The 18,863-nt window shown below is 44.2% G+C and carries 10 protein-coding genes and 2 pseudogenes; 4 read left to right on the top strand and 8 right to left on the bottom strand.

The window, feature by feature from the left end; translation table 11 throughout:
• Positions 1-894: 894 nt before the first annotated feature.
• Positions 895-4,224 (top strand): annotated as a pseudogene (locus ACSJJG_RS12815) (C80 family cysteine peptidase); the annotation flags it as partial.
• A gap of 425 nt (positions 4,225-4,649) precedes the next feature.
• On the opposite strand, the gene ACSJJG_RS12810 reads toward ACSJJG_RS12815, so the two are convergent.
• The 5 genes from ACSJJG_RS12810 to ybfF form a co-directional block, all read right to left on the bottom strand.
• Positions 4,650-5,726, bottom strand: coding sequence for an FAD/NAD(P)-binding protein (locus tag ACSJJG_RS12810; RefSeq protein ID WP_481089615.1), 1,077 nt, complete (start codon positions 5,724-5,726; stop codon positions 4,650-4,652).
• Between the two features lie 17 nt (positions 5,727-5,743).
• Complete coding sequence (locus ACSJJG_RS12805; protein ID WP_481089614.1) at positions 5,744-6,175, bottom strand: FAD/NAD(P)-binding protein; 432 nt, start codon at positions 6,173-6,175, stop codon at positions 5,744-5,746.
• 66 nt (positions 6,176-6,241) lie between these two features.
• Entirely contained in the window at positions 6,242-7,267 is a 1,026-nt protein-coding gene (locus ACSJJG_RS12800; RefSeq protein WP_481090439.1) for a methyltransferase, read from the bottom strand.
• Positions 7,268-7,682: 415 nt separating this feature from the next.
• Entirely contained in the window at positions 7,683-8,417 is a 735-nt protein-coding gene (locus ACSJJG_RS12795; protein WP_481089613.1) for a class I SAM-dependent DNA methyltransferase, read from the bottom strand.
• A 193-nt stretch (positions 8,418-8,610) separates the two neighbouring features.
• Positions 8,611-9,390: an esterase gene (gene ybfF / locus ACSJJG_RS12790; RefSeq protein WP_481089612.1), complete on the bottom strand. Its 780-nt coding sequence runs from the start codon at positions 9,388-9,390 to the stop codon at positions 8,611-8,613.
• A gap of 259 nt (positions 9,391-9,649) precedes the next feature.
• Here ybfF and seqA point away from each other — a divergent pair, with 259 nt between their 5' ends.
• Positions 9,650-10,183 (top strand): replication initiation negative regulator SeqA, encoded by a 534-nt coding sequence (seqA, locus tag ACSJJG_RS12785; RefSeq protein ID WP_481089611.1) that lies wholly within the window; start codon positions 9,650-9,652, stop codon positions 10,181-10,183.
• A gap of 93 nt (positions 10,184-10,276) precedes the next feature.
• Positions 10,277-11,917 (top strand): phosphoglucomutase (alpha-D-glucose-1,6-bisphosphate-dependent), encoded by a 1,641-nt coding sequence (gene pgm, locus ACSJJG_RS12780; RefSeq protein ID WP_481089610.1) that lies wholly within the window; start codon positions 10,277-10,279, stop codon positions 11,915-11,917.
• A gap of 60 nt (positions 11,918-11,977) precedes the next feature.
• Here the strand turns inward: pgm and ACSJJG_RS12775 are convergent.
• Positions 11,978-12,202: pseudogene (locus ACSJJG_RS12775) on the bottom strand (EamA family transporter); the annotation flags it as partial.
• Positions 12,203-12,649: 447 nt separating this feature from the next.
• Between ACSJJG_RS12775 and pulA the strand changes: the two are divergent.
• Positions 12,650-15,454: a pullulanase-type alpha-1,6-glucosidase gene (gene pulA, locus ACSJJG_RS12770; RefSeq protein ID WP_481089609.1), complete on the top strand. Its 2,805-nt coding sequence runs from the start codon at positions 12,650-12,652 to the stop codon at positions 15,452-15,454.
• Positions 15,455-15,529: 75 nt separating this feature from the next.
• Here pulA and kdpD read toward each other — a convergent pair whose 3' ends face one another.
• Together kdpD and kdpC are read right to left on the bottom strand one after the other, a co-directional pair.
• Positions 15,530-18,253, bottom strand: coding sequence for a two-component system sensor histidine kinase KdpD (gene kdpD, locus ACSJJG_RS12765; protein ID WP_481089608.1), 2,724 nt, complete (start codon positions 18,251-18,253; stop codon positions 15,530-15,532).
• A complete protein-coding gene (gene kdpC / locus ACSJJG_RS12760; RefSeq protein WP_481089607.1) occupies positions 18,240-18,839 on the bottom strand; it encodes a potassium-transporting ATPase subunit KdpC in 600 nt (199 codons plus the stop codon). Before kdpC ends, kdpD begins: the two co-directional genes overlap by 14 nt.
• Between the last annotated feature and the right edge of the window lie 24 nt (positions 18,840-18,863).

Here is an 18,863-nt window from a genome sequence, read left to right as displayed (position 1 = left end):
AAAGGGGCTTTGGCCTGGGAAATTGAAAGCCGGGCCTTGAAAATCACCTTCCAGCCAAGAGCTGAAAAATACAATCGGCTGTTCCGTGATGTCGTTTCAACAGGTATTGCTGACACTAAGGCGAGTGAACAACAGGCACCACAATTGTTATTGGTGAATCTGTCAAATGATGGTTTTGGCGGACGTTGTGACCCATTGTCGAAGTTGGTTCTGGTTGCGAAACAACTTGAAAATGAGGGTCAGGATGGCGTTGCCCGTCAATTGCTGGAAAAAATGTACTCTGCGGCAGCGGTACTTAACAATCCAGATTTGTATTCTGCCACTGAGCACGCCAACGCAAATAAGTTGTTGGGATCTTTGGCAGCACTCCATGCCAGGAACCCAATGTCAGAGACATCCATCAAAGTGTGGAAAGAGAAACTGGAAGACACGAAAGCACTGACAGTCGATGGCGTCATTCAGAAAATTTCCGCCGGAAATATGGAAGGTCAATCCGTGTTGCTTGAACTGGATGGTCCAGATCATGCAATGGCGGCGTGGGCGAAAGGCAGCGGTGAAAATCGTGTTTATGGTTTCTATGATCCCAATGTGGGCATTGTCGAATTCTCATCAGTGGAGAAGTTTGGTGCTTATATAACGCGCTTTTTCGGTGAATCCGATCTAAACATGGCACAAAGCTACAAGTTGCCAAAAAATGCAGCAGGAGAAAGCGTTTTCGAGCGCGTAGTTGTCATGGATGGTGAGGTCTTGGCTACTTATCGTCCAAAATGGGCTGATAACTTCACTATGCGAGACATATTAGAACTGCCCGTGTTTGATGATATCCCAATCAAGAAACCGACCGAGATTGATGCACCTAATGGCGTGAAAAAACCATTAGGTGATGATTCGCTGGAAAGTCATATTCGCGTAAATAACCAGGACGTCAATTCCTGGGAAAATATTGTGGTCAAATCCCAGCCTGAAAGTAGCGATAGCCGCTTTGCTGGTCAGATCATTATTCAGACTGAAAATGATCCTACAGTTGCGCAAGCTGCCGCGAATTTGGCTGGTAAGCACCCAGATTCCACTGTGATTGTGCAGCTTGATGCCAATGGTCAATACCGTGTGGTGTATGGCGATCCGGTTGTCTTGGCCGATAAATTACAGTCCGGCAAATTACGCTGGCAGATTGTTGGTCATGGGCGTGAAAAATCGCTACAAAACCACACGCGCGTAAGCGGTTACAGTGCAGATGAACTGGCCCTAAAATTGAAGCAGTTCAGTGCCGATTTCAAACAGGTTGGTATGCCTGATCATATCAGCCTCGTCAGTTGCTCTTTGATCGGTGATGACAAACGAGAGGGATTTGCCCGCCGCTTTATTTCGGCACTGGATGAGCAGGGTATCCGTACCACGGTATCGGCGCGCAGCAGTGAAGTTGCGGTAGACAAGATTGGTCGCAAGTACACGAAAGATGCGAAGGAACAGTGGGTTAACAAACTCACGGATAATAAGATCGTGTTGGGATGGAATGACAACGGCGAAGTGGAAAGCCATTCCGAACGAGTCCGTCTTGGTATCTCTGAACGTGACATCAATTTGTCCCGCGTGGGGCAGACCGATGTTGATGCAAAAGCACAAGGCGCTATTGCGGATAATGCGGAGACATTCCATGCACCAAAACAACGCAATACTGTGGATAACCATTCAGCGGCGGCATCATCAAACAACTCACTGAGTTATTCCGGCAATATTCAGGTACAGGCGGGTGATGGTGAGTTTACGGCCATTAACTGGGGCACCACCAACGTGGGCATCAAGGTTGGTACGGGTGGCTTTAAGTCTCTGGCCTTTGGTGATAACAATGTGATGGTTCACATTGGCAATGGTAACAGCAAGCACAGCGTTGATATTGCCGGTTATCAGGCATTGGAAGGTGCACAACTGTTTGTCGGTAACCGCAACATCAGCTTCAATATGGGGCGTAGTAACGATCTGATTGTTATGTTGGAAAAATCCATTCCAACCCCACCGTTGGTTAATCCGTTTGATGGTGCAGCCCGTATTTCTGGTGTCTTGCAAGACATTGCCGGATCGTTTAACTCACCGGATTGGTTGGCTACTCAAAACCAGCAATGGACGCTGGAAAGTGCGAAGAAATATGTCAGTGATCTGTCTGGTCTCGATTTGACCAGCAGCGTCAACTATAAGACCCTGACGGATCTCGACAGCCAAAATGAACGTAGCAGCCGTGGTCTGAAAAGTGATCTCGAAAGCACATTGAACAAGCGATACAACCAATGGTTAAGTAGAAATGGTAATACCCCAGCGATGAGTAAAGTCAGTCGGGCGGATAAATTCCGTCAAGCGAATGAAAAACTGGCTTTCAACTTTGCGGTTGGTGGACAGGGGGCTGATATTCAGGTCACGACGGGTAACTGGAACTTTATGTTCGGTGACAATATCCAGTCGATTCTGGATACCAACCTGGGATCGCTGTTTGGCTTAATGACGCAGGAATATACCTCAACGGGTGTGGCAAAAACCACGTTTACCTTTAGCCCAACGGACTTGCCACGTCAGATCAAAAATAAATTGCTGGGAAATCTGGCAGGCGTCAGTGCGGATACCACGCTGGCGGATATCTTTGGCGTGGATTATACCGCGAAAGGCGCTATAGTCTCCCGCTCAGGCCAGCCTGTTGATGGCATTGCCATTCTGCGTGAAATGCTGGAAATTATCGGTGAATTCAGTGGCGATCAACTGCAAGCCTTTACTGATCCAGAAAAATTACTTGATAGTCTGAAAGCCGGCCTGAAATTGGGGGCTGATGGCGTGAAATCTTTTGCTGAAAGCCACGGCCTGAAAGCCAAAGCACCTGATGAGAGCCAGGAAGGGCATATCTCTATCAGTGAAGAGGATAAATCAGCACCGGAAACGACAGAGGCACAGGCAGATCGCGCCTTTGGCTTGACTTCCCTGAACCTGCCGAACCTGTTTGCAACGCTGTTTAATCGGGATAAGCAGGCTGAGATGAAATCACTGGTCACTAACCTGAAAGAGAACCTGACAGCCGATTTGCTAAACATGCAGGATAAAACCTTCGACTTCCTGCGTAATAGTGGTCATCTGCAAGGTGATGGTGATATCCATGTCTCCTTGGGTAACTACAACTTTAACTGGGGTGGTGACGGCAAAGATCTCGGTGCATATCTGGGCGATAACAACAACGTCTGGGGCGGCCGTGGTGATGACGTCTTCTATTCCGTAGGCACCTCGAATATCTTCACGGGCGGCCAAGGTAATGATGTAGGTGTTCTGATGGGGCGTGAAAACATGATGTTTGGCGGTGCAGGCAACGATGTCGCTGTATTGGCTGGACGGATTAACTACGCCCACATGGGTAGTGGCGATGATCAAACCTTTGTCTTCGGTGAAGGTGGCGTGATTGATGGCGGTAAGGGACGTGACTATATCGTGGCCTCCGGCAACTTTAACCGCATTGATGCAGAGGAAGATCAAGACTATGTTGTCACCATTGGTAATAACAACCAGGTTGATTTGGGCGCAGGTAACGACTTTGCGATGGTATTCGGCAACGATAACCGAATCGATGGCAGGGAAGGGGACAATGCTATCAAACTGATGGGTTATCACGCTGTTATCAATGGTGGTACAGGTAACGATCACCTGATTGCCGATGTGGTATCTAAGTTCAGCCAGCTTAACGGCGGCGATGGTGATGATCTGCTGGTATTGGGCGGGTATCAAAACCGCTTCAAAGGCGGCACGGGCGTAAATAGCTTTGTAGTCAGCGGTGATGTGATTGATAACGTGGTTGAAGATATCAAGCAAGGCGACAAGATTATGTTCAACGATATCAATTGGCAAAACCTGTGGTTCCAGCGCAGCGGCTACGATTTGGTTCTGTTGACCCAGCGTAATATCAAAGATACCTCTGCACAGGGGCAGTTTGAGGCAATGGGTTCTGTGACTTTCAACGACTACTTCAATGGCAACCGGGCGGATATTATCACCCAAATGGGAGATAAAGATGCACAAGGTGAGCGTGAATATACGTCACTCTCTACCAATGCAGTCGATTCTCTGGTGCAAGCCATGAGTGGATTCGCGCCTAATATGGGAGAAAGTAGTTTTATTGATTCGCTTGATAGTAAATCGAAATCAACTGTTATAACGGCTTGGTCTGATACCCTCAACGGAAAATCTAAACTAGCCTGATAGTTTTATTCACTGAACTTAGTTTAGTTAACAAAATGGCCCATGCATGAATGTGGGCCATTATTCAATTAATGTGTTATTTCTCATGATCAAAGGAGTTATAACCTTGCCGATGGGACTGTCGCCTATAATTTGGATTCACTGGTAAAATCAGTGCGTGATTTTACGTTTGTTAATGACGCTTACCAACAATCATGGTTGCAGCCGGGTATCGGCATGTACGCCAAAATTGCTGGATAGTGTCGTGCAGATAATGAATCCATCCATTGCGGATTAAACGATGCTGTATTTTATGATATCAACTATTTCATGTGTTGCTATTAAACAAAGCCGCTGATTGTATGAACCATGCTTAACATGGATCTTCCTCAAAACCTTAAGGAAAATCCATGTTAGACGAACGGGTTAAAATTATGTGCTGATTTCTAGCTCTTTTTCGTGGTTGTCAACAGCAGATGGGACTTGAACATCCATTTGTAACATATTCTGATCACCCTGGTCGCAATATTCGCTACCACGACGAGGGCATTGGGCACCCATAACCGCTTATGCGCAGGCGTTCCGACAAACCAAATACTTTCCTTTTCCTTAAGGTCAGGGTGGATGGCGACCATTTCTGGCGAGATCGATATGGCGCGTTCTGAACGCTGACCGTGAGTGTCAATCTCAAGTTTCCCATCCTCGTCAATGACAAAGTCAGGTTGGTGATAACCAACAGCAGCGACAATAGCATCAAACGATTGATAATCCTGCTCTAAGTTGACTAACCAGGTATTTACCTCTCCTTCCTCTATAACAACATTTAGAATTTCTCCTTGCTGAATGTTCAGAGAACCACTATCCATATAGTGCAGAAGTTTTCGTGCATTGGGTAAAGCAATGGCAGTGATATATCGATGAAGCATTTTTTCGACGTTGGGATGAAATGAACCGTCGAAATAGGTTTTATCATTTAAATGCACTTCATTAATGACATCCATGAAATTGACTATCATATCTTGCCATTGACTCTTTCCTTGCTCGGCAATAGCGATTTCTTCACGCAGACGTTCCCGATAACTATTGGCATTAGAAAATTGCTCTCGCCAGGGTATTTTTGTGTATTTGTCGAGTGCGCGGTAGAAATATTTTAGGTAGGCATGTTTCAATGAGTCAGGAAAAAAATGGTTCGATTGATTCCCCTTACGGGACATTATTGACATTATGTTTTCATGCTCAAAGAAGGTGCCGGGGCTTCGCATAAACCGCGAACGAACAGCGGGAATATCTCCTGATGGCGACGTCATGGTGACGCGATGGCCTTCACGGCAGAGAAGAATAGCAGCATCGATTGCTGAAAGTTTACTGCCGATAACCAATACCTGCGATTGCGAGGGGATTCTGGCTAACATATCCTGCTCTGGGTAGGGGCAGTGAATAAAAGTTGGGTGAGTCAAGTGGGGTTTCAATACCTCAGGAATACGAGAAGAACCGAAGCCGGTGCAGAAAATGACATCGGTCACTTCCAGCGCTTGGGGAGTCAGAAGTCACCGTGCCAAAGCGTATAACAACGGTGTGAATTTATCTTCAATCTCCTGAATAAATGAGGTATATGGAAAACACCAATACCTGCCTTCTGAGCGATAGAGTTAAATTCCAGGAACCTTTCATTCAGATAGTTTCCGACCCATTGGCGCGGCACAAAAGATTCCGGTGTAACGATATGCCCACGTTTATGCAGATAATCCAGAAAATCCAGAGGGTTACCTGCCACGACGGACATGGTATCAACCGAGGTATTGCAGAGTATATCGTCATCCAAATTGAAAAAGGCCATACCGGGGCCAACAGGCCCAGGTTCAATAATATAAATGGCTTGTGCCACACGATGTTGCACTGCTGCGATGAATGTTGCCACGCCCGCAGCCCCGCCTCCGACAATCGCAAGACTTCTTTTTTGAAAAGACATCATTATTTCCTATATTTTAAATATATTGAAATTAAGGACGTTTTATCCGGCTGACTTAAGTGAAGGCATTCATTTTGCAATGGCTTCGACAATCGAAATATAACAGCCTGTATCAATGACGCGATTGAGTTTCAAATCTGCGTTAGCCAGCAATTGTCGTAGCTCATCTTCTGTGCGTTCGCGTCCCCCTTCGTAGATCCCCATGCAGAGGAGATCCATTTCCTTACCTGCGTGCGAAACGTTGCCATTAGGGATTACGGGGTCCATTATCAGCACTCGACCGTCAGGAGACATCGCTTGTCGGCAGTTACGTAGGATGTGTATACATTGTTCATCAGGCCAGTCGTGCATAATGTACTTGAGCAGATATATATCGCCCTGAGGACATGACTCGAAAAAGTCGCCAGAAGCAATCGCCCAACGCGTATCGTCACCTAGCGCGTCAAGTTGATGTCTGGTCAGTACGTGGGGTTGGTCGAAAAGGATCCCTCGCAGAGTTGTATTGGCCTGTAATACGCTTAATAACAGGCCACCAAATCCGCCAGCTATATCGACAACTGTCGCATTTTTCGGGAAGTCATAACTGTTCACCAGGAACAAATTTTCCACTTTAGACATTGAGGACATACCGGCGTGAAAATCATCAGCCGGTGTGTCCGTCTGCGCCCAATAATCAAAGAAAGGAAGTCCGTAGAGGTGTTTAAAGGCGGGATTGCCGCGGACACTTTCTACAATCTCACCAAGAGGTTGCCAAAATGTCCTGTCAGTCAGCATCAATACTGCGGCTCGGAGGGAGTGGTGTGTGTCTTTGCGCAGGAACTCTGCGGCTGGTGTTAGTGAAAACCGATTTTCTTCGGTTTCATGAAAGATATTCCGTGTGGCAAGCAACCGCAGAACTCGGTGTAGTTGCTGCTCTTGGGCTCCGACCGTTTTGGCAAGTTCATGCACTGTTTTTGGCTCGTTGCTCAAATGATCGGCTACACCAAGAACCGCGGCAGCACGAAGCGCCGCTTGATAAGAATACCCCATTGTTTGATTAAGTAAATGTAACGCTGCTGATGTGTAGTTAGAAATTGCTGTGTTATTATTTAAAATGTTCATATAGATCTCATTTATTATGTAATTATTTAAATTAAAATAAAAATCAAAGAAATATAAGTTACCTTATTATTTCAAATATATTATTAACCAGAAAATTGTTCATTTTTCAATCATAAAAAATCTTATACGAAAGTATATTGTTATAATGATTTTTATTAATAAGGATAATGAATAAGATTGTTTTTACGAGAAGGTTATGCTGTGAGATTACGTGATTTTATAGTAAGAATTTTTAGGGGACATAGCCATTAAATAACACAATATAAAAATACATTAGGGTATAATAAAAACGCCATCATAAATAATATCAGTAAATTATATTTTTTGTTATGAAAGTTTTTGTTAGTTTGGTAGCTAAAAACTATTTCATAAAGTAATCCCCCTAAAATAATCATGGGGGATTATTTTATTATAATTGGCAAACAAAAGCGGCATCAAGACAATTTCTTTGGTAATCATCCCAAAAACCGGGTGGATAACTCTCAATATCACTTTCCAATAACATGGGCTTATGCCATTCAAATTTTAATCCCGCCTTAGTGATGGCATCCTCATATTGTTCACGGCTCCAGCGATGCATAGTAAAAGGGCTGGGTGGAGTAGTCAGAAATTCAGCTTTCACAAGAGTCGTATCTTTCACTGGCTCTTCACTCAGAATCTTTATGCCATAATTTTCATAGTTCCCTTTTTCTAAACGATAATCAGGATCAAATGTATAAGCGATAAATTTACCGGAAGGTTTAAGATGCTCCGCAACGACACGAAACATACTTTCTAGTTGTTCAAGTGATTCCGCATGGCAGAATAACCAGGCTGAAACTATCAGATCAAATTTACCCAATGACTCCATTTTGCTGACATCCCTGATATGAAATTCTATGTCGTCGCCATATTGTTGCGATTTGTTTTTAGCAATTTCTATCATCTTATCTGATATATCAACACCAATAACTTTTGAAGCGCCACGATTTTTGAATTCCCGACTAAATAAGCCATATCCACATGCTAAATCTAACACTGATTTCTCTTTTATATCTCCTGCCAAATTAAGAATAGTCCGAATAACTATTTTTATTTGAGCACTGGAATCCGAAAAGCTCTCGTAAAGATGTGCAATAGGATTATATAAGATGTTAGCTTTCATAATTTTGTCCTTAATTAAATTGAAATTAAGATGTTTTATTTATCTGTAGGATATATTATTTAATATTGGTGTAATAATGGCTGATTGTTTTTCTTCGTTGTATATTAAAGTGCCAATGATAAATTAGATATAATTATTTTTATATTGATTCTTTTTTTTATCAACCCATACCCAAATGGGTTGATATTCATAATTATTTTGTGCCTAAAAAACGATGAATAGCCCGGAGTACAGCTTCTGGTTTTTCTGCATGCACCCAATGCCCGCAACCTGCGACAACCCATGCTGTTGCTTGTGGAAATTGGCTGATAATATCTTCTCGATATTCTTCTGTAATGTAATCTGAATTTCCACCACGGATAAACAGGACGGGTTCGTGCCATGCCGGAATAGTCTCCCAACCGATAATCTTTTCATACTCTTTTTGCAAAACAGGCAGGTTGAATTGCCATTCCCCTTGACGGAATGATTTCAATAAAAACGGAATAACGCCCTCTTCCCGAATATCCTGACGCATAATATCTGCCGCTGTCTGTCGGGTTTGTACACCGGCCGCCGTGACTTTGTTCAATGCTGCGAAAATGCGGTCATGGCGGCGAACCGGGTAAGCGACGGGAGCCATATCAATCACCACGATCTTTTCAATCCGTTCCGGCGCAATGGCCGTCATGGTCATGGCGATTTTGCCCCCCATAGAATGCCCGATAATAATGGCTTTGGACACGGTTAGTTCATCAAGCAGTGCCAGGACGTCCTGCGCCATATCGCGATAATCCATATTTTCCATACGGGGAGAAATACCGTGGTTACGTACATCAATTTGGATCACCGGATAATGTTGCTGTAGATCACGCCCCAATACTCCCAAATTGTTTAAATCGCCAAAAAGCCCATGAATCAAGACAATGGGAGTTGAAGATTGCAGATTTTCTACAGTGTGAAGATGATAATTTAATTGACAATTTGACTTCATGATTTGCCTGAATTTAATACCATTTATCCAATGTTTAATATTGAGATGCTTAATATCATGATACGTAAGCTGTGACAAACTCAATAGGATGAACTAGTTGTAACTAATTGATTTATTTTAAAGGAAAGTCGCTTTCCTAAAGATTGTCAATTTTAAAAAGAATCACTTTAAGTTATTGAAAGTTTAATTGTTTTGTTTTGTGGCATTATATCTTATAATCTCAAGATAATTTTTTCATTAAGAACAGTACTGGATAGAAATGAAAACGATAGAAGTTGATGAAGAACTTTACCGCTTTATTGCAAGCCAAACTTTGCATATCGGTGAAAGTGCATCTGATATTTTACGGCGCATATTGAAGTTAGACGCCGGGCAGCCAGTACAAATTACAGAGCCTGCCAACGATCCTGCACCTGTTGTTAAAACCCCAGTTGCCCGTTCCCGTGATGCTGTTCGCGTTATTCGTGAATTATTGCTTTCTGATGAGTACGCTGAAAAGAAAAAATCGGTTGAACGCTTTATGCTGATCCTGTCTGCATTGCATAGCCTGAACAGCGAAAGCTTTTCCAAAGCAACGGAAGCGATGCATGGCCGTACCCGTACTTATTTCGCCGGTGATGAGCACACTTTATTGGCCAGTGGCAAGCAAACTAAGCCTCGGCATATCTCTGGTACGCCTTTCTGGGTGATCACTAATACCAATACTGACCGTAAACGCAGCATGATTGAACATATTATGCAGGATATGAAGTTTCCGGCAAATTTGATTGAGAAAGTGTGTGGCACTATTTAACTCGGTTAATTTCTTTACTGTTAATACAATCGCTTAACTTATTAGTACCGTACTGGCAATAAGCCTGTGCGGTCTCCCAGGAGAAATAATAAAGTGGCCATTCATCCGAGAGCAGGGCAGCTCGCCCGGCAACATGATTTAATCAATGTTGCTCAGCTCACTTCACAGTATTACACCTTACAACCACATCCTGAAAATCCGGCACACAATGTCAAGTTCGGTACTTCCGGCCATCGTGGCAGCGCTGGACGCAATAGTTTTAACGAAGCGCATATTTTGGCTATTTCGCAGGCCATTGCGGAAGTGCGTTCGCAACATGGAATTACAGGGCCATGTTATGTGGGTAAAGATACCCATGCGCTTTCAGAAGCTGCATTTATCTCCGTATTGGAGGTGTTAACGGCGAATGGTGTGGATGTGATTGTGCAGGAAAATAATGGGTTTACGCCGACACCTGCCATTTCCCATGCCATCTTATGCCATAACCGTCAGGGAAAAAATTTGGCTGATGGTATCGTGATCACGCCATCCCATAACCCGCCAGAAGACGGGGGTATTAAATATAATCCATCTAACGGCGGGCCAGCCGATACCGATCTGACGGCCATCATTGAACGGCGTGCCAATCAATTACTGGAAACTGCTCTTAGTGGGATCAAGCGTCTTTCTTATGAACAGGCATTAAAAAGTGGCTATCTGCATCCTCAAGATTTGATCGATCCTTATATCACTGCGCTAGGTGACGTTGTGGATATGGCGGTGATCCAGCAGGCAGGTTTAAAGATTGGTATTGATCCACTGGGTGGCTCTGGAATTGCCTACTGGCAGCGGATTGGGGAATATTACAATCTCGATCTGACTCTGGTTAATGATAAGGTCGATCAGACATTCCGTTTTATGACACTGGATCATGACGGCGTGATCCGTATGGATTGTTCATCCCGTTGGGCAATGGCGGGGTTACTGGAGCTGCGTGGTAAATTTGATTTGGCCTTTGCCAATGATCCTGATTATGACCGTCATGGGATTATTACACCATCTGGTTTGATGAATCCTAACCATTATTTAGCCACGGCTGTCGATTACCTATTCCGTCACCGTCCACAATGGCCGGAAAATATCACCGTAGGTAAGACACTGGTTTCCAGCGCCATGATTGACCGTGTTGTAGCCGATTTAGGGCGTGAATTAGTGGAAGTCCCCGTCGGTTTTAAATGGTTTGTGGATGGATTATATAAAGGCGAGTTGGGTTTTGGTGGAGAAGAGAGTGCCGGAGCATCTTTCTTGCGCTTTGATGGTACTCCGTGGTCAACCGATAAAGATGGCATCATTCTTTGCTTGTTGGCTGCTGAAATGACTGCAATGACCGGTGAAAATCCACAGCAGCGTTACGATAAACTGGCGGCCAAATTTGGTACGCCAAGCTATAGCCGTATTCAGGCACCGGCGACTCATCAGCAAAAAGCATTGCTGTCCAAATTGTCACCGGAAATGGTTAAGGCCGACAGATTGGCAGGTGATCCGATTACCGCTCGCCTGACAACCGCATCGGGCAATGGCGCTTCCATTGGTGGCCTGAAAGTGATGAGTGACAATGGTTGGTTTGCCGCCCGTCCTTCTGGTACGGAAGAGGCCTATAAAATCTATTGCGAAAGCTTCCTTGGTGCGGAGCATCGTGAAAAAATTGAACAAGAGGCACAGGAAATCGTTAATCAGGTATTTGCTGCGGGTTAACTGGTTTCTATTTCTGGCTGGCTCTGGCTGGCAAAAATACAAGCCGTAGCGGTTGCTGCGGCTTAACAGGATAAACAGCAGTGCCCTACGATTGGCGAAAATTTCACAGATAAGATGTAATTTTCCCTGCACAACGACAACACCAACCAGAAACAGTGCCATGATAACAGCGCGAATGGCGGTTGCGGTATTGGCATCCAGATTTTGCAACCCAACTTTGCCAAAGATAGCGACTAGCGCTGCCATTAGCGCGGAGAGTAAGGCATAAATCAGCCATGTACTCATATTCAATTAACCCTGTGTTTGATATTAACGTGTTGTATCAGAGCAATGCATCATAGGCTAATTTTGTTGATCCGAATATGTACAATTCCATTAAAATGTTAAAAATATTTATGCGCTTTATTTTTCAAATTGCCGCCACTTTTTAATTATTTGAAAGCACAATTAATTAATATCACAGAAGATAGCTCATCCTTTAACCTACTCCTGATATTTATTAATAAAGGATGAGGTGAACTTATCTAATACAATGTTTAATCATTATTTTCATTTTTATTAAAAATAGAGTTGATGTGATCTTTTTATTAAAAAGGTTTGGCTATGAAATCTGTCTTTTGGAGAAAGGTTTATCTTATTGTATTTAGCAGCCTATTCATTTTATCACTGACAAGTTGCGTACAAGATAGCTGTATACAAAATAAAAATCATTCGTTCAAAACCCAGGAGGAAATGATGGCACATAGTTTGAAGAAAATATCCGACAGTGAACAAATCTATCGTTGTCATTCTGAACCAGAAATTTCTCAAGCCTCGGCACATTGGATTGATCGACAAACATTATTATGGCCAGGTGGGGCAGGCCAACCTATTGTTCGCCTGTATTACAATCACAGTCATAAAGTAGAAGCTAATGACCAGGGTTATTTTACCGATAAGTATCTGACTTTAACGCCGACGAACTTAAGTCAAGAGATGGCAAGGAAGTTTCCTCATCTGGCAAAATGGGCAGCATTTCGTCTGCCAGAGGGAACAGATATTGATCTTCTACTGGCTGGCGATTTGGTGGCTTTGGCTGCTAATGGGCAAGGTTTGCTAATATCGGCAACTCAAGTACAAACGGCGGGGGCGTTGGATGAGCGTTTCGCCGATGCTGCGGATAAACTGGAATATGGGGCACGGATAAACGAAAAAGGCGTGATTTTCCGTTTGTGGGCACCGACTGCCCAAGAGGTCAGTCTGGTCATTTATAATCAAGATAAACAAATTGTCGCCAATCATTCAATGGAGCGTAATGTTGCGAGTGGCTCCTGGTCATGGCAAGGTAACAAGGAATTGATTGGCGCTTACTATCGCTATGCTTTAAAGGTTTACCATCCTGATTCCCGCAATATTGAACGTTATGAAGTGACCGATCCCTATTCTTATAGCCTGTCTACTAACTCAGAATATAGCCAGGTCGTCAATTTGGATGATGCATCACTGAAACCACAAAATTGGGATAGCCTGCTGGCACCACATCCGCAGAATACCCCCGCAGATATTGCCCGCATGACCCTCTATGAAGCGCATATCCGCGATCTTTCCGTTGCCGACAGCACGATACCAGTAGCCTGGCGTGGTAAGTATCTGGCACTGACTGACAAGAACAGTGAGATGTTCAGGCACCTTAAGGCGCTAAGTCGGGCGGGGATGACTCATATGGAGTTATTGCCTGTGTTCGATATCGCTTCCATTAATGAATTTAGCGATCAGGTGGTTGATCTTGATCACCCTTTTAGTCGTCTGTGCCAAATCAATCCAATGGTGAAAAAGAGTCGTTTTGCGGGTTATTGCGATAGCTCATTGACTGTGCGGGAAGTTTTTCAGCAATTGCAGCGTGGTGACAACATCAATAATCCGCAAGTGCAGGAGTTAACTATGATGGTGGCAAAGACGGATTCCTATAACTGGGGCTATGATCCGTTTCACTATTCAGTACCGGAAGGCTCTTATGCGACTGATCCAGAAGGTTCCGGTCGTATAAAAGAGTTTCGCTCCATGATACAGGCTATCAAACAGCAATTAGGGATGAATGTGATCATGGATGTTGTCTATAACCATACCGATTCGGCAGGCCCTGTATCCCGAACATCGGTGTTGGATAAGATTGTGCCTTGGTATTACCACCGTTTGGATGAAATAGCAGGCAAGATTGAAAGTAATACTTGTTGTGCTGACACGGCACCTGAACGTCGTATGTTTGCCAAACTGATTGAAGACTCACTGGTGACCTGGGTTAAAGATTATAAGATAGATGCATTTCGATTCGATTTAATGGGTTATCATCCCAAAGCGCAAATGATATCGGCACTGGAAAAAGTACGGGCTATTAACCCATCGATCTATTTTCTCGGAGAGGGATGGGATTCTGGGCAAGATGATCGATTTGAAATCGCATCGCAAGCCAATCTTAAAGGAACTGGCATCGGGACTTTCTCTGACAGGCTGCGAGATGCGGTACGTGGAGGTGGGCCTTTTGATGTTGCTGACAGTATTCGTAGTCATCAGGGAGTCGGTAATGGTGCCGGAATATTGCCGAACGAAATTTCTGGTTTAGATGCGGATAAGACTCGTCATTTATGGGATCTGGTACGTCTTGGCATGGCTGGCAATTTGGCTGATTTCGTCATGATCGATAAAGATGGGAATGTGAAAACAGGCAAGGAAATTGATTATAAAGGCAGTGCTGCGGGCTATGCGTCAGATCCTATTGAAGTACTTAATTATGTATCCAAGCACGATAATCAAACATTGTGGGACATTATTAGCTATAAAGCAGCCCAAGAGGCGGATTTGATGACAAGGGTCCGTATGCAGGCGATCTCCCTGGCAACGGTATTCCTTGGGCAAGGCCTGGCTTTCGATCAACAAGGTTCAGAGTTATTGCGTTCAAAATCATTTACCCGTGATTCTTATGACGCTGGCGACTGGTTTAATCGAGTTAGTTATAACTATAAAGACAATAACTATGATGTGGGGCTACCTGAACGTGATAACGACGGCCAAAATTATCCATTGATTAATCGGGTAAAAAATCAAGTAGAAAAACCGAGCCAAACTGAATTATTACAGATGATGGCATTTTATCAGGAGCTATTACAGTTACGTCAATTTTCACCATTGATGACACTTGGTGATGGTGATGCTGTCAGGCAGCGGGTCGATTTTGCCAATGTTGGTCCCCATCAGCAAATGGGTTTATTGGTCATGACGATTGATGATGGTAATACGACCGTGCGTGATTATGACCGGAGATTTGATGGTTTGGTCATCGTTATTAATGCTGCTCCTTGGCCTGTGACTGTCAAAGATCTTAATATCAAGGAATTGAAATTAAACGCTATTCAACGTGAATTAGGTGAAATATCTTTAGCAGCGGGAATACAAATAACAGAAAATGGTGAGGTAACCATGCCTGCGTGGTCAGCCGCCGTATTAGTCCTGCCGCAAGCAGGAATTCGTGGAACAGGTTTGCCTGTGCGCAGGAAAGAGTAAAATCCGGCAAAAAATGGGGTTATTTTTGATGTGAGCAAGCCACGGTTTTACGTACAGGCACTGGCTGTATTTACGTTAACCATACTCATATTTCTCTGGGGGCATTTTCAATTTTGCCGGATCTTCTAACGGTAGAAGAAAATGAAAACTGGTCCCCCCTTTTTTATTGTTAGCCGCCCATATCTTTCCACCGTGGATTTCAATAATGGATCGGCAGATTGCCAAACCTAACCCGACACCGGATATGGCTGTTTCTTTGCTGGCGCGTGAGAATTTATTAAAAATAAGTTTTTCTTGCCCTGATGGAATGCCAGAGTCTGCATTCCAGATTTCAATATGCACCTGTTTTTGAATATTTTTTTCCTCGAGTGTGGCTTTTATGCCTAAGGGGGTTTGTCCGTTAGTGTATTTAATGGCATTTTCCAGCAAATTGATAAAAACACGTTCCAGTAAGACGGCATCACAATGCAGCAATAAAGCGTCAGGTAAAGAAAGCGCTACAGTATAACGATTAAGGGAATGTTCCAGAGCGTGCAAGGCTCTGCCAACAATTTCTTCCAGTGGATACCATTCAAGATTAAGCTGAATGCCACCTGATTGCAGTCGTGCCATATCAAGCAGGTTATTGACCAGTCGCGAAAGGCTGAGAATTTGCTGGCGAATTTGGTTAACCTGTTGAGTATGGGGCGAACTTTCTGTCGATAAATCCAACATCAGTATTTCAGCCTGCCCGAATAGTACGGTTAATGGAGTCAGTAAGTCGTGAGATAGGGCTGCCAGTAATGAATTACGCAGTTGCTCCCGTTCAGTTTCTAACCTGGCGGATTCTGCACTGCGGGTAAGGTACAAGCGTTCCAGCGCATTGGCAATGAGTCCCGTGAAGATTTGTAATAGCCGCTGTTGTTCCGGCACCAGTAACTGGCGCAGGTTAGGAGATTCAATAGCAAGAACGGCAAAAACCTGTGAGGGCGTAGCGATAGGCAATAATTGATAAGGGACACCCGGTAATGTATCAGTACCAGCTCCAGCAGGTTGTTTTTTCTCAAAACACCATTTGGCGATCGCTTCATCGATCTGCATCTGACCACCGTTAGTGGATTTCACTTGATATAAATGCTGGTTGCTATCTGGCAGCAGCAGACCTGTTTTTGCCTGAAAGCTGTTGGATAGAAAGTGATAGCTGATACGGGCTACGTCTTCTTCGTTCAGAGCTTTGCTCAGTGTACGCGTTATTTCATACAGGTGTCGTGTTCGTTTTTCGCGATAACGGGCTATTCTGGCTTGATAGCGAATACCGGAAGTGAGGTTGCCAACAACGGCTCCGACAATCAGCATTACAGCTAATGTGAGCAGATATTGTATGTTTTTGACTTCCAATGACCAACGTGGTTGGACAAAGAAAAGATCAAAACTGATGACATTGACAAAAGCAGCAAAGACAGATGGCCAACGGCCATAAAACAGCGCGATTATGACAACACCGAGCAGGTAGAGTGCGACCAGGTTGGCTTTATCAAGGGTCAGCAAGAAAGTTCGGGAAAAGAGGGTAATAAGGGCACAGAGTACGATAGCCATCAAAAAACCCTGAATCGGGACTCTCCATTTATCATTGAATGTTCGGTTATCTTTTGGCTCTTTGTCTCTGTTTTTTTTATTTTCCAATGCAACAATAATCAAATCCAAATCAGGACCGAGTTTTCCCAGACGCTCTGAAAAGTCACGATACCATTTAAAGCCAAAGAAATTGGTATGTGAATTGTAATAGCGACCAATCAGAATTTTTCCCAAATTATGCTCTCTGGCGTAGCGCAGGATGGCTTTTTCTTCATCGGAATCAGAGAGTGTTGCGGTTTCAGCACCCAGATCTTGTGCCAGCTTTAAGGCTTGCAAAATGGTACGTCGTTTGCTTTCTGGCAATCGATGTAGTTTGGGGGTTTCAACGTAAACAGCATGCCAGGTACAGTTGAGTTTTGCTGCCAGGCGAGCTGCTTTTCGAACCAGTTTTTCATTGCCGGTGTTGTAGCCAATACACAGCAGTAAATTCTCTTGCGTATGCCATACGGGTTCTTTTCCTCGAGTATCACGAAAAGCGCGCATTTGGTCATCGACGCGATCTGCCGTGCGACGCAACGCCAATTCACGCAGGGCAATCAGATTCCCTTTGCGAAAAAAATGTTCAATGGCCCGCTCGGCCTGACCTGAAATATAAACCTTGCCATCATTAAGCCGTTGGCGCAGATCATCTGGCGGCAAATCGACCAGAACAACATCATCGGCCTGATCAAAGATATGATCAGGAACGGTTTCCCGAACGCGAATACCGGTAATGCCGCCGACAACATCATTTAAACTTTCCAAATGTTGTACATTGATGGTAGTCAGTACATCAATGCCAGCTTCCAATAATTCTTCGACATCTTGCCAGCGCTTCGGATGGCGACAACTTTTCGGGTTACTGAATGCCAGTTCATCCATCAGAATAATGGCAGGATGACGGGCAAGGGCGGCATCAATATCAAATGCTGCTATCCGGCGATCATTATGGCGGAAATATTTGGGGGGTAATCGGGGCAACCCTTTCAGTAAGGCGGCGGTCTCTTGCCGATCATGAGTTTCAACAACACCGACAATGATATCTAAACCTTGCGCCAGCAGCCGCTGAGCTTCTTGCAGCATGGCATAGGTTTTGCCGACACCCGCACAAGCCCCGAAAAATATTTTTAGTTTGCCGCGTGGTTTTTCGTTTGCCAGTGTCAGCAATTCATCAGGATCAGGACGCTGCGGTTCATTTTGTGCCATATTCTGATCTGCCTTTCTGGTCCAGGTTATCTAACGCCAGATTCAGTTCCAGTACATTGACTATGGGTTGCCCCATATATTCCAGCAGGGGATATTGAATGTGTTGCTGAATGAGCTTATGAATGACTTCAAGTGGCATGTGACGGGCTATCGCCACACGTTGAGCCTGGAATTCAGCCGCCTCTGGGGATATATGGGGATCGAGTCCGCTCCCCGATGCCATGATTAAATCAACAGGAAGCGGATTGTTTTCGGGATGGTTAAATAAGCGTACCCGGATAATGTTTTGATGTATTTTGCTGCTCAATACAGGGTTGGTTATCGCGAGATTACTGCCTCCAGATGACAAAGTGTTGTACGGTTTTTCGATTGTCATGGAAGGCCGCCCATGAAAATAGATGGATTTGGTAAAATTTTGACCCATTAATTCAGAGCCAACCAGCTTGTCATTCTGTTCTATTAGCGATCCTTTAGCTTGATAGGGAAATAAAAATTCTGATATTCCCGTCACCAGTAATGGATAGGTAATCCCCGTGATTAAGCTAAGAAATACCAGCAGAATAATGGAAGAACGTAACCAGATCATTTTTCATCACCTTATTTGAAGCAC

The organism is Xenorhabdus sp. SGI 60 (assembly GCF_056632175.1).
This window is presented reverse-complemented; position numbering and strand designations above follow the sequence as displayed.